Annotated in this window: 10 protein-coding genes and 2 pseudogenes; 9 read left to right on the top strand and 3 right to left on the bottom strand. The window is 47.6% G+C overall.

The genetic code is table 11. The annotated features are described in order from the left end of the window. Positions 1–102 (top strand): annotated as a pseudogene (locus tag QD47_RS33955) (CBS domain-containing protein); the annotation flags it as partial. 36 nt (positions 103–138) lie between these two features. Beyond that, complete coding sequence (locus QD47_RS24140) at positions 139–759, top strand: TraX family protein (protein ID WP_044648513.1); 621 nt, start codon at positions 139–141, stop codon at positions 757–759. 86 nt (positions 760–845) lie between these two features. On the opposite strand, the gene QD47_RS24135 is transcribed toward QD47_RS24140, so the two are convergent. The 3 genes and pseudogenes from QD47_RS24135 to QD47_RS24125 form a co-directional block, all read right to left on the bottom strand. Beyond that, on the bottom strand, positions 846–1844 hold the full coding sequence (locus tag QD47_RS24135; RefSeq protein ID WP_044648512.1) for a polysaccharide deacetylase family protein: 999 nt from the start codon (positions 1842–1844) through the stop codon (positions 846–848). A gap of 117 nt (positions 1845–1961) precedes the next feature. Further along, positions 1962–5656 (bottom strand): annotated as a pseudogene (locus QD47_RS24130) (non-ribosomal peptide synthetase family protein). A 119-nt stretch (positions 5657–5775) separates the two neighbouring features. After that, the gene (locus QD47_RS24125; RefSeq protein WP_044648511.1) at positions 5776–7545 is read right to left on the bottom strand and encodes a methyl-accepting chemotaxis protein; all 1770 of its coding nucleotides are present in this window, start codon (positions 7543–7545) and stop codon (positions 5776–5778) included. Between the two features lie 469 nt (positions 7546–8014). Between QD47_RS24125 and QD47_RS24120 the strand changes: the two genes are divergently transcribed. The 7 genes from QD47_RS24120 to QD47_RS24090 all read left to right on the top strand — a co-directional run bounded on the left by QD47_RS24120 (position 8015) and on the right by QD47_RS24090 (position 12921). After that, a complete protein-coding gene (locus QD47_RS24120; protein ID WP_044648510.1) occupies positions 8015–8485 on the top strand; it encodes a GNAT family N-acetyltransferase in 471 nt (156 codons plus the stop codon). 60 nt (positions 8486–8545) lie between these two features. Further along, positions 8546–9214 carry a ribose-5-phosphate isomerase RpiA gene (gene rpiA / locus QD47_RS24115; RefSeq protein WP_044648509.1) on the top strand — a complete coding sequence of 223 codons (669 nt, stop codon included), beginning with the start codon at positions 8546–8548 and terminating at the stop codon, positions 9212–9214. Beyond that, positions 9214–9660 (top strand): VanZ family protein, encoded by a 447-nt coding sequence (locus QD47_RS24110; RefSeq protein WP_044648508.1) that lies wholly within the window; start codon positions 9214–9216, stop codon positions 9658–9660. Before rpiA ends, QD47_RS24110 begins: the two co-directional genes overlap by 1 nt. Positions 9661–9841: 181 nt before the next feature. After that, on the top strand, positions 9842–10300 hold the full coding sequence (locus QD47_RS24105; RefSeq protein WP_044648507.1) for a MarR family winged helix-turn-helix transcriptional regulator: 459 nt from the start codon (positions 9842–9844) through the stop codon (positions 10298–10300). A gap of 219 nt (positions 10301–10519) precedes the next feature. Then, on the top strand, positions 10520–10993 hold the full coding sequence (locus QD47_RS24100) for a response regulator (RefSeq protein ID WP_235332345.1): 474 nt from the start codon (positions 10520–10522) through the stop codon (positions 10991–10993). A 99-nt stretch (positions 10994–11092) separates the two neighbouring features. Beyond that, entirely contained in the window at positions 11093–12334 is a 1242-nt protein-coding gene (locus QD47_RS24095) for an MDR family MFS transporter (RefSeq protein ID WP_044648505.1), read from the top strand. Between the two features lie 32 nt (positions 12335–12366). Then, positions 12367–12921: a nucleotidyltransferase family protein gene (locus QD47_RS24090; RefSeq protein ID WP_044648504.1), complete on the top strand. Its 555-nt coding sequence runs from the start codon at positions 12367–12369 to the stop codon at positions 12919–12921. Positions 12922–12959 lie beyond the last annotated feature (38 nt).

Genomic DNA, 12959 nt, shown 5'->3' with positions numbered 1-12959 from the left:
TGTATGGGGACCTCCTTCATTCAAACTAATGGATTGATGGGTCGGGTTACCAAAACGGATATCATGAACGCTATTTTGAGCTTGACGGAAGAGAAGACGTAAAAGAAGACGTGAAAGAAGAAAAAAGGGGACCGTTATATGTACTGGTTGGCCATGCTGACCATGCTGATTGATCATGTTGGACTTGTATTTTTTCCGACTGATCCGGCCTGGAGAATTGCCGGCAGGCTTGCTTTTCCAATCTATGCATATGCGCTGTATATGGGGTATGCTCGCACTCGGAATATGCGAGGTTATATGCTCCGCTTGCTCGGAATCGCCCTGATTTCTCAGGTGCCCTATATGCTGGCGTTTGATGTGTATAGGCCAAACGTGGTCTGGACGCTGTTGATCTCGTTGCTGACGCTGGCTGCTGCGTCGCGATTGAAAAATTGGGCGGCTATAACAGGATTATATGTGCTGACAGCTCTGGTCATGGAGCTTAGCCTGATGGATTACGGGGCCTACGGGCTGCTGCTTGTCCTCATTTACCGCTATACCCGTTCCTATATGATGGTTGCGGCACATTTTGCACTGAATGTCGTGTATGATATGGTGCATCACGCGAATCTCCAGCATTTTAGCCTGCTGTCCACCATTCTTATCGCATGCTTTGCATCCGGGGAAAGTGGCTTTTACAGCCGGGCACCGCGCTGGTTGTGGCGCAGCTTTTATCCGGTGCATCTGGCTGTTATTGCGGCCATTCGTCTCTGGCTCTAACATAAGCTCATCATCTTTAAAATCAGCAAAAGAACCTTCAAAACCACGCTATAGATGGTTTTGAAGGTTCTTATTTATTCCAAAGTTTAGGACGCTTTGTTAGGACCTTGGGCAAACGGCAACGGTCGTTCCGGAGCGCCTTCCTTCATGTATTGCACCAATACTTCCGGAATATTGTGTATCCCACCTGCATTAACGCGATAGCCATTCGTTTGTCCAGGTGAGTTAATGCCACGCTTCACCGTGAAGGTAACGTCAATGCCCAAGGCGCGGCAAATTTCCAGCGTTTCCTTGGTATATCCTCCATACGGAAAGGCCAGGACGTTACGATCATTGTGAAGATACTTGAACAGCTTCTTGTCGGCGGTGTCCAAATCGTTGTAAACCCGTTGCTTGAATTCGTCCTCGGTTTCCATACGCCCCAGCTTTTTCGAATATACCGGGCCCATGAGAAGCGGTTTTTCCTTGGTGCGTGCTACATTTGTGTATCCATACGCGTGCTGGTCATTGGTGTGGTTGTAGAAATCAACACCTTCGGCATGCATGTGCTGGATTTGCTCCCACGTCAGCTTCTTAATACCGATGTGCTTGGGATTACTGATCGTGGATGTGATGAGAAAATTGGTTGCAGGTACACGGTACTTTTTCAACACGGGAAAGGTGTCTGTGTAAAAAGATTCATAGCCGTCGTCGAAGGTCATAAGTACAGCATTATCGGGCACCTTGGCTTTATGTAGAATAAAGTCCGTATATTCTTTCATCGTAATCCAGTGGAAGCCGTTGGCTTTCATTTCATCCAGTTGCTTCGTAAAATTGCTGAGCTTGAGAGCGCCGGGATCCGGTGGAGTTTTGGTTACTTCATGATACATCAGGACAATAACCTTGTTCTGGTAATATACTTTATCCGGCGTTGGTGTCAGAGAGAATAAGTGTCGTACCAGTCGATCTGCATTTGCTGTGCGTGTACGGTGAGTCCCTTTAACAAGGGGGGGATGGTAGATGGTGCGTGCTTCGTACACCAAAATCCCTAAAATAGCTAACATGCTCATAATAAGCATTGTTCTTTTGAATATGACGTGTTTCATATGAATGACATCCCCCGCATGCAGAAATTCTAAAAGTATAGATATGTAAACCCGATATCAACTAGCAAAATCTAGTCTATCATACCTAATACACGCGGGGAAAATATCACAACTTTGTTACCTCTGTGTTGCTTTTGTGGATACCGATGACGCGATAGGGAAATAACCGATCTCGACCGCATGCTGGATCATATTTCGAATAAACTCCAGATCGGTTGTCGGGCACTTAACGCCAGCCTGATCCAGTAGCGCGGCGGTCACAGGGCTGCCATATCGGTAAGCGGAATCCTTGGCTCCATCACCTTCCAGCTGACCCATAGCAAGGTGCAGCGCGTCCTCCTGAATACCGGAAGAGGGGTTCAGGAGCCAAGCGCTATAATCGTCAAAAGGCATCGTATCTACTGCATATCCAAGCTGGTTGACCATAGCGATCAGCTCATCATATGGCAGCGGATTCGGATTGCAGATATGGAAAATGCGGTTTGCGCTTTTTTGATGCACAGACAGCTCTACAATGGCGCGGCTCGCATAGTCAATCGGCGTAAAGTCCGTATGCCAATCAGCCTGTGGCGCTTTGCCCAGCAGCAGCATGGCCTTCATCATCCGATAGTAAGCGTTGCTGTCGATATTGCGCTGGAAGCGTCCGTTAGCCGAGTGGGCCGTCAAATTACCTGCACGGTAGATAGAGACAGGCGTGCCTGACTGAGCCGCTTGGAACAACAGCTTTTCCGCTGCGAGCTTACTGTTCGTGTACAGGTTGTCCACCTGTAGCTCGTCCGGGAGGGAGGACAGTTCCAATACGGATTCCCATTGTCCTTCATTCGCCAGATCCTCCGGTATGCCCATAGTTGAGACATGATGGAAGGATACACCTGGCTTGGCCTGAGCAATTTTCAGCAGTTCCAGTGTTCCGGTTACATTCGTACGGTCAAAGGCAGCCGAATCACCAAAATGGCGAACGTCAGCGGCGCTGTGAATAATGCCGTCAATTTGATGCTCCAGCATATGGCGGTCAACGGTAGAGAGGCCAAGGTCTGCCTGCTCCAGATCACCGTACACGGCTTTGACCCGTCCTTCGATCAGGGCGGATACATCTTGTCCAAAATATCCTGTCAGTACGGTCTGAATACGCTCGATGCCGGATGGCCCGTCCTGTGATGGGCGTACCATCGCGTACACCTTGGCTTCTGTCCGTTGAAGCAGGTCGTACAGAATGTGCGAACCGAGATAACCTGTAGCCCCGGTCAATAAAACAACATTCATGTCGCGTAATTCGGCTACACCCGCAGTGCCCGACAGCTCGATAGGATGCTCATTCAGGTCTGTTTTTCTTGTGGAACCGCTAGTGCTTTGCGTTGCGGCGTTTGTTCCGTACCCAGTTGCTCCACGTATTCAGCAAGCTCGCGAACGGTTTTGTAACGGAAAAAGTCTCCAATGCGTAACGCGCCATAACGCGGCTTTAAAATAGCCAGCACATGAATGACACGAAGGGAGTCACCACCGATCAGGAAGAAGTCATCCGTTGCGCCGATGTTGGTTTTGCCAAGTACCTGTGTCCATGCTTCAGCAATGAGCGTTTCTGTTCCTTCACGAAGAGGTTCCCCGCCGTAGGAGCTGTCGGACGCCTCGGGAAGCGGAAGCAGGGCCAGCTTCTTGCGGTCAATCTTGCCCGTCGGTGAAATCGGCATGGCTTCCAGATAAACGACATGGCTCGGTACAAAATAGGAAGGCAGCTTGCCCGCAATATAAGACTGAATCACGTCTTGCGGAATAGACTGTCCATCCGAAGTGGTGTAATAGCCGACCAGCATATTTTGATCCGTGTGATCCTTGACGGCTACGACAGACACGTCCTGAACGCCTGGATGCTTGGAAAAATGATCTTCAATCTCTCCGATTTCGATCCGGTTGCCCCGGATTTTGAGCTGTGAATCCTTCCGGCTTACGTATTCAATCGTACCGTCTGGCAGCAGCTTGGCGATATCGCCTGAGCGGTACATTTTTTCACCCGGAACAAATGGGTTGTCCACAAACGATTGTGCTGTCCGTTCCGGCTGATGGAGGTAGCCATGAGCCAGTGCCGGCGTAGCAATACATACTTCTCCCGGAATGTTAATCGGACATAGCTTGTTATCATCGTTGACGATATAGACTTTGTAGTTGTAGATCGGCTTACCGATCGGGATGTTGACGACGTGCTCAGGCACAGCACCACGAACCCGGTGGGTCGTGGTCGCTACGGTGCACTCGGTTGGTCCATACACGTTAACGATGTCTGTATCTATACCGAATTTGCTTTGGAACGCCCGAACTTGTGAGCCGTACAGCGCCTCGCCTGCCACGGTGACAATTCGTACCTTAGCCAATTTGCGGTAACCCTCGTCCGACAAATACGTGGACAGCTGATTAAAGAATACGGTTGGCAAGATGGTAATGATCGTCGTGCCTGTGCGTGCGACGGCTTCTGCGAATTCTTCAACAGACACGCGTTCTTCGGAGGACAGCAGGTACAGCTTGGCACCGTAGAACAAGGCTCCAATCGTATCCCAAACGGATGCATCAAAACTATAGGTGGCGAATTGAGTCAATACATCCTGAGGTGTAATGTCGCAATCGCGCTGTACGACAGCCCCCAGGTTAACGACGCCACGGTGAGCGATCAGGGCTCCTTTCGGCTTGCCTGTCGAGCCGGACGTATAGATCACATAAGCGAGATCATCTGGTCCTACGTTAACGTTTGGATTGCTTGCAGCATAGCCTGCCAGAGGCCCGTTAATGGCCAAAATTTCTTTTACCGTCTCAATGGAGCCGCATAGTTCAGCGGCTTGCCCAGCGAGCGCGGAAGTGGTAAGGACGAAGGGAGAACGCGTGTCCTCGACGATATAGCTACTCCGATCGGCTGGATGGGCTGGATCGACAGGTACATATACGCCCCCGGCTTTCAGAATACCAAGCAGGGAAATGACGGTTTCCAGGCTTCGCTCCATGAAGATGGTCACGAATTCGCCCTTGGCAAGACCTTTGGACAACAGCACACGTGCGACTTGATTGGCACGTTCATTAAGCTCACGGTACGTATATTCCCCGGCGTGGGAAGCGATGGCCGGACGATCAGGATACTGCGAAGCGGCTTCCTCGAACATTCCATGAATGGTCTGATGCTCAGGATACTTCACAACTGTATTATTTAAGGCTTCATGAGCTGCCCGATCTGCTTCGGATAAGATGCCAATCGAATTGACAAGGGCGTGGCTGTTGGTGAGTGCGCCACGCAGTAGTAGTTCGAAGTATTCTGCATACCGGACAACCGTTGTTTCCAGAAGAAGTGAATCATCATAACGAATCTGGATTTGGTAAGTGCCGTTGCTCTCGATGACAGCCCAATCCATGATACGAGGCTCTGTGCCTTCATCTGCCAGCAGATTTGCCGAGAACGAGGTATCAGCCTGCGGGTCTGCCAGATAAGCATGTGGTTTATGGAGCATGTCCTGAAACAAGCCTGCCAGCTCATGGAAAGTAGTATTCTTTTCCATCGTCAGTGAAGCCGTGAGTACACCAGATTGAGGCACCAAAGTAGAGAAGGAGACTTCTTCTTCTGCGGACAGACGATACAGCCATGCTGCATACACAGACAGTAGCAAAGCATGTTGTTCTTTTGCCGACGTTTGCTGATGCAACAGCTTCGAAATGAATGGTTCTAACTCTACCTGATAAGCAGAGTATGTATACTTGCGTTGCAGACGTGCAAAATTCAAAGGAACCAGGAATGGGGATGGCGCTGTTTGTGTACTGTTTTGTAGCAATGAAGTCATTACGCTAACCTCCTGAACGTATGATGTCGTAATATGAATGCTAAAGTCAGTAAATGCCTCCGATCCCTTCAAATGCATGAATAGGAGGGAGGCACTACTGAACGACTTACTTATGAAAATTATGATTTGGTGCGGTTAGGGTCTGCAATTTTGAAGTAAGAAGTAATCTCCTGAAGCTCTTCCGACATGGAAGACAGCTTATGGGACGATTCAATGATGGAATCCAGAGAAGCTTTTTGTTCCTCAACCGTTTGCACAATGTGAACACTGTTGTTGGCTGTCTTGCTTACGGTGGAAGAAAGTTCATCCGCTGTCGCCGTCATTTCCTGCGTACTGGCGGATATTTCCTCGGTAGCGCTGGATACTTCTTGAATTTGCCATGCCACCGTTTTGGTTGCTTGAAGAATGTTATTGAACAGCTCGCCTGCTTGTCCGGCTACGACGATTCCGCTCTGTGCCTCAACGTTACCTTGTTCCATCGACTTCACAGCTTGACCGATTTCACTTTGAATCTCTTCAATCAGCGGTGTGATTTGTTTCGTTGCATCCGCTGTTTGTTCTGCCAGCTTGCGTACTTCGCTGGCAACCACGGCAAAGCCTTTACCTTCCTCACCGACACGCGCTGCTTCAATAGAAGCATTCAGGGCAAGCAGGTTCGTTTGGCTGGAAATGCCTGAAATCGTACCGATGATATTACCAATTTCCTGTGAACGGTCGTTCAGTAACTTGATAATACGGGATGTATTCGTAACTGTATTGGTAATTAAATGCATTTGTGAAGAAACTTTGCCCATGATTTCGTTGCCTTCGTTAGAACGCTTCTCTACCGAATTGGCTTCCTCTGCAACGGTGGTGGAACTGGCGGCAATATTTTGGATAACCGAGGCCATTTCAGCCATGGCACGTGCGCTATCGCCCGTTGCTTTTTCCTGTGAACGGATGTTTTTCGTAATTTCATTGATGTTCTGATTGATGATGTTGGAATTGATTCCGTTTTGTTCACAGATCGCGAGCAATTCTTTCGCCGATTCATTCACTTCATCAGTTGTCAGCTTCACTTTGGTCATAATGCTGTTAATATGGCTTACCATATCGTTGAAGTTTCTATTCACAACGCCCAGATCGTCTTGCCCTGCTTGAATCTGAACGTCCAGATTTCCACGGCTTACTTCACTGATACCGTACATCAGTTGTTTAATAGGGGACAGCGTACGCTTCACGACCCAATATTGGAGTGCCAAGCAGATGAGCAGGAAAGCAGCCAGAATTGTAGTGCCGCTGATCAGCAGCTTGGTCAACCCGGCAGGTACAGCGCCTGCATCAGCATCGACAGCAAAATATGCAAAGATTTTGCCACTTGAATCTTTAAGCGGGTACGTCAAGGTTGTCCACGTACCAAAGCTGTCATCATAGAAGCTGGTAAACGTCGGTTTTCCGGTATCCAGCATGTGGCTTACGCCTTCCACAACTACAGAAGGTTGTTTATACATACCGCCGACACCCAATTTATCTTTTTCGAATGCTTCTCTCAAAGCGGTAGGCATCGCTACAATAGATGTCTTGTCACCGTCTTCCAGTTCGGTTCCGAAGATATAAGCTTGAGAGATATTCGGATTCGTCGCTGTGATGTTATCCAGATAAGCGCGGAGTTTGGCCTGAACGGGACCATCATAACTTTTTTCCTGAACGGCCTGGGATACTTCATTTACATTAATTCCCTCAGCCCACTTTAATGTGATTTTTTCCACTTGCCCATGTAGCTGGTCTATCAAAATCGTACGTTGGATCAAATAGCTGGACACGATGAGGACTAGCCCGATCAATACGATGTTGAAGAAGGATAATAATAAGTTCTTGGTGAAGAAAGATAAGCTACTCCACTTTTTCAAAATGTTCCACTCCCTGGTTGTAATTTTTGTATATGGTGTTGAACCGCTTATCGAATGAGATAATGTAGTCCCCCTTACAAACATAGTAATTAAGGAAATAGACCCCTTGAATTTTTGTTAATAGGTCTTTAGTCCTTTTTAGATAAGTATGTATCCCTATATATATGTCGTACGATAAGCTCTTGAAATGAATACCTTGCCCAATAAAAATTTAATTTTTACCGGGTAATTCCTGTGTGTATTTCAGTATATTCCATTTTATACTTCAACTTGAAATTCGAATTCATTTCAGGCTTCAAGTAGGTATCCAATAGAAACCATCATACTTTATAATAGAGTCAAATGCACTTGTCAATTTGGGACATTTTTCATATTTGGCGTTACAGATGCTTGATTTGCCGCGGTTTTTGCGGATTCCTTGCAAAATGAGCCAATATAGCAACACGACATAGGGAGAGGGATGAAAAGAATGTCCAAGCTTACAATTGTAAAGGTTAAAAGTGATCATGCAGATCTGCATGAATTGATTCAAAGGCTGGATGAGGATTTGCTGGAAAGGTATCCTGCTGATGAAATTTACTTGGTTGATTTTTCCAATCCGAAAGTTAAAGAAATGATTTTCGCTGTTGTGTATTTGGATGAAAAACCGGTCGCTTGCGGTGGGCTTAGGCCTATAGATGCGGAAGAGATGGAGCTTAAACGATTTTATGTCGATTCTTCTTATCGCAGGCAAGGCATTGCCGTTAGTCTGTTAGCTTTTCTGGAAGGTGAGGCCCGGAAACGAGGCACTGTAAGAATCAAGCTGGAGACAGGGGCTGCTCAACCTGAAGCCATTGCGCTTTATACGAAGCAGGGATATGAGCCTATTGAACGATTTGGTGAATATGAAGAGGATGAAAATAGTCTTTGTTACGGTAAGAAGCTGACAGTGTCTTTATAAAACGTTTTCATATAAAATGAATGATGATCCATACTAGCCTATATAGCGGGAGAGATGACAATGAATTTGAAGCAAAAAGCAGCTGAAAAAGCAGTTGAAGCCATTCAGGACGGCATGAAAGTAGGACTCGGCACAGGCTCAACAGCTTATTGGGCCATTCAAAAAATAGGTGAGCGTGTGGCGCAAGGCTTACATATACAGGCTGTAGCTACTTCCCAAGCCTCGGAGGATCAGGCCAGAGAACTGGGAATTCCCATCGTTCCATTTGATCAGATTGGACGACTCGACGTAACCATTGACGGAGCGGACGAGGTGAATGAGCAGCTTGTTCTGGTGAAGGGCGGAGGCGGAGCTTTACTGAGAGAGAAGATCGTGGAAAGCAACAGCAACCGGCTAATCATTATTGTGGACGAGTCCAAGGATGTGAAGGTGCTGGGTGCATTTCCATTACCGGTCGAAGTCGTACCTTTTGCCAGTGTATGGACGTTGGAGGCAATACAGCAGACAGGCTGCCAGGCTGAATGGCGCATGAAGGACGGTGAGCGTTTCCTTACGGATAACGGCAATTATATTGTCGATTGTCATTACGGAACCATTGAGAACCCGCAAGAGCTGGAAATCCGATTGAATCAAATTCCGGGTGTGGTTGATAACGGACTGTTCATTAACATGGCGGACCAGGTTATCATCGCACGGGCCAATGGACAGATTGATGTTCGAAACAAGTGATGCCTAGCGTCCGTCTGCTTCGTACTGTAGCCTTCGTGGCATTCATTTTATATATGGGACTGTTATTATACTGGATGTTTCTTGGTTTTGGACGTACATTACGACCGGGTCCTCCATATTCGTATAATATAGTTCCGTTGGATACGATCGGGCGATATCTGAGGGCGGCGCAGTCGCTTCCTTTCCGGGTGTGGGGTGTCAATTTGCTCGGTAATATTGGTATATTCGTCCCGTTTGGCATCCTTCTGCCTATCATTTGGGTATCCTTACGCAGATTAGGTAGCTTACTACTGACAGTGGTGGTCGCGCTGATCATTCTTGAAGTGTCCCAAATGCTGCTCGGCGCAGGCACGATGGACGTGGATGATGTGATCCTGAATGTACTGGGCATGCTTATCGGCCGAGTTGTTTACGAGCTTCTACGAAAGAGGTTTGGGATTGAATGATGAAAGCCCTGCTCTCACGAACGGTGCTTCTGGTACCGATTGGAGACGGGCTTTTTTACATAATAGACTGTAATTTTCTCATAATAGACCTTATTAACAAAGGGATAAAACGGTTGAGCTTGACAAAAGTTTGCAATTAAGATATCTTTGAATAAAGATATGAGTAACGGAGGCTGTTAATATGTCTGTAAAACCAGATGATCAGGACTTGGCGCTTAACTTGTTTGTTGTACTGGCTCGAGCCTATAATTCGGTCACATCCCGCACGAATCGGGATATTCATAGTCATGGATTGAACACAACGGAATTTGGTGTGCTCGATCTGTTGTATTATCGCGGACCGCAGCCCTTGCAGAAAATTGGTGAAAAGGTGCTGATCTCCAGCGGAAATATTACGTATGTCGTAGATAAACTTCAGAAAAAAAAGCTGCTTACCCGGCGTGCATCACAAGATGATCGGCGTGTGATTTATGCTGAACTGACTGACGAGGGACGTCATTTCTTTGAGCAAATATTTCCACAACATCATCGTGTCATTATGGAGACAGTAGACGGATTATCTGTGGAAGAGAAGGAACAGGTCATTCATCTGCTAAAAAAGTTGGGGCTAACGGCTGAGGGACAGAAAAGTAACGACTAATAAGCTGCGAATATCCGCACTAAATATGTTTTTAGATAAAATATCGGTTTCCCGGTATTTTATTTTTTTTGTCGTAATTTTGGGCAACGGGGTTAATGCAGAGGCGGAAATCAGGTATAATTGACGAATAGTCACGTCCGGATGTATTCCCCCAGTTACCAACTATGGATATAAACACGGCTTTGTCGGGGAAGGAGCTGTATATGAGTATACAGGAATGTGTCAGAGGAAGACAGAGTGAAGGGCCTGGAGGTAGGAGTGAACGATTATCTATCGAAGCCGGTTATGATCGAACAGCTGTTTGAAAAGCTTATCCAATGGCTTCCCAAGACCGATGTCGAGCCTATCCTTGATGAAGAAGTTATTCATGAAATTATGCTGCTGGACGACGAGGATGGCAGCATGGGGTTGCTGGCTTCACTCGTAGAGATGTACACCAGTGATACACCTGCAAAAATAAGCACATTAATTGAACTGGCTGCCGCGAACGAGCCAGCAAAAGTAGTGGAGGTTGCTCACGAGCTGAAATCAGGTAGCGTGAGTCTGGGAATTGGTCGTTTGTCCACGTTATTTTCCGATATAGAGCAGCTTGCACGGGAGAACCGACTTGAAGCTGCGCAAGAGATGCTGGCTGCACTTCAGTCTGCTTATCAGGCAACGTGCAGGGAATTGAAACGGTATATGCGTCAGTAATCGTTGGAATTATCCCTGTTAGACTTGCACACAGATGGAAGAGCTGTGTGCAAGTTTTTTTCTGGAGACAGGGCAGAGAAGGAGACATAGATAACAGATATGAAAGAACAGTTGCGTTCGATTCACCCACTGGCCTGGACGATTATTGCGGGTACTATATTTGGTCGGATGGCGACATCCATGAGTATCCCGTTTTTGTCCATTTATTTGACCACCCGGTTGGGGGTATCCCCTTTCCATACAGGGATGATCGTATCAGTCAGTTCATTAGTTGGCATTTTTGCCAGCTTTTATGGCGGCTACATTTCCGATCGGATCGGACGGCGTAAAGTGATGCTGGTTTCCATCGCCAGTTGGGCGCTTGTATTCGTGGCTTTTGCGCTGGCTGAAGCAGCCTGGGCCTTTTTTGTCATCAATGCTCTGAATGGTCTGTGCAGATCCTTGTTCGAGCCAACCTCGCGGGCGCTGTTATCAGATGTAACTCCCAAGGAGAAAAGACTGCTCATCTACAATATGAGATATGCGGCGATTAATGTAGGTGTAGTGGCAGGGCCGTTGCTTGGTTTGATGTTAGGATCGGCATCCTCGGGTACACCGTTTATGGTAGCGGCTGGTGTGTATGCGCTGTACGGAGTGTTGCTGTTGATCCAATTTGCTCGGTATGCATCGGATCTGCGTACAGGGACAACGGCGGGAGAGGCTCCACTACGGATGGGTGAGGCGTTCCGTACAGCCAGCCGTGATCCGGTGTTTATGCCGATTTTGCTGGGGACGGTATTTTGCGTCATGGGTTATGCTCATTCCAATTCCACGATGCCTCAATTCTTGTCCTTATCCTTCGAGGAAGGAACCCGGTGGTTTACATATATGCTTACAGTCAACGCGGTGTGTGTATTGGCTTTTCAATATCCGCTGGTACGGCTGGCAAGCCGTTTTTCCCCGGTGAATTCCTTGATTGCCGGAAATATATGTATTGCGGTCAGCCTATTGCTGTGCGGTATGTTAAATTCGGGCTGGTTGTTTATACTGGATATGGTGCTGTTTACAGTGGGCGAAGTGCTGTTGTTCACGATGCTGGACGTTTTGATTGACCAAATTGCAGATGCTCAATATAAAGGGACCTATTTCGGTACGATTGGCTTTAATAATTTGGGTAGCGTGCTTGCTCCTTTGTTTGGTGGCTGGCTGCTGGATACCTATGGTCAAACAGCGCCGCTTGCCGTTTTTGTTCCGGTTGCGCTGTCGGTCGTGATTGGCATTCCGTTCCTGCTGGTCGCACGCCGCCGTCTGGCGCAGCGTACAGCCCGGGTTGCAGCTCAAGGAGGGGAGCCCGTGCAGTAACTGTCATCATAAAAAAGGGAGCTGAGTGCAGGATGAAGTCGGAAGAAGATGTGCTACGAATCATACAATATATGAATGATCCTCAGGTGCTGGAAGACTTGCGTAATGTGCGAGAGCTGAGGCTGCCGCAAGGCTGTATTGCCGCAGGCTATGTACGTAATCGGGTATGGGACCAGCTGCATGGTTATACAACTCCTACACCTTTGAATGATATAGATGTTATTTATTTTGACCCGAAAAATACGCTGGAGGAACGGGACGAGCACCTTGAGCTGTCCTTGAACCGCAAGCAGGCGGGACGCAACTGGTCTGTCAAAAATCAAGCGAGGATGCATCTTCGCAACGGGACAGCTCCTTATGCTTCGGTAGAGGATGCGATGAGCCGCTGGCCGGAGACGGCTACGGCAGTAGCGATTAGATTGAATGACGAGGATCAAATGGAGGTCGTTTGTCCGCATGGATTAAATGATCTACTGGATATGCGGGTGCGCCAAAGTCCATTGTTCCGCCATACGACGGCTTTTCGTCAGCGTGTATTTGAGAAGCAGTGGCTGGATAACTGGCCGTTGCTTATTTTGGAGAACTAGAGTGTAATCCCCATTTCAGGATATAAGGAGAGACGACG

The organism is Paenibacillus terrae (assembly GCF_000943545.1).
GTDB lineage: Bacteria > Bacillota > Bacilli > Paenibacillales > Paenibacillaceae > Paenibacillus > Paenibacillus terrae_A.
This window is presented reverse-complemented; position numbering and strand designations above follow the sequence as displayed.

Coding starts and splice junctions, on each gene's coding strand:
- QD47_RS24140 (WP_044648513.1), top strand. CDS start 139: ATGTACTGGTTGGCCATGCTGACCATGCTGATTGATCATGTTGGACTT.
- QD47_RS24135 (WP_044648512.1), bottom strand. CDS start 1,844: ATGAAACACGTCATATTCAAAAGAACAATGCTTATTATGAGCATGTTA.
- QD47_RS24120 (WP_044648510.1), top strand. CDS start 8,015: ATGTCCAAGCTTACAATTGTAAAGGTTAAAAGTGATCATGCAGATCTG.
- rpiA (WP_044648509.1), top strand. CDS start 8,546: ATGAATTTGAAGCAAAAAGCAGCTGAAAAAGCAGTTGAAGCCATTCAG.
- QD47_RS24110 (WP_044648508.1), top strand. CDS start 9,214: ATGCCTAGCGTCCGTCTGCTTCGTACTGTAGCCTTCGTGGCATTCATT.
- QD47_RS24105 (WP_044648507.1), top strand. CDS start 9,842: ATGTCTGTAAAACCAGATGATCAGGACTTGGCGCTTAACTTGTTTGTT.
- QD47_RS24095 (WP_044648505.1), top strand. CDS start 11,093: ATGAAAGAACAGTTGCGTTCGATTCACCCACTGGCCTGGACGATTATT.
- QD47_RS24090 (WP_044648504.1), top strand. CDS start 12,367: ATGAAGTCGGAAGAAGATGTGCTACGAATCATACAATATATGAATGAT.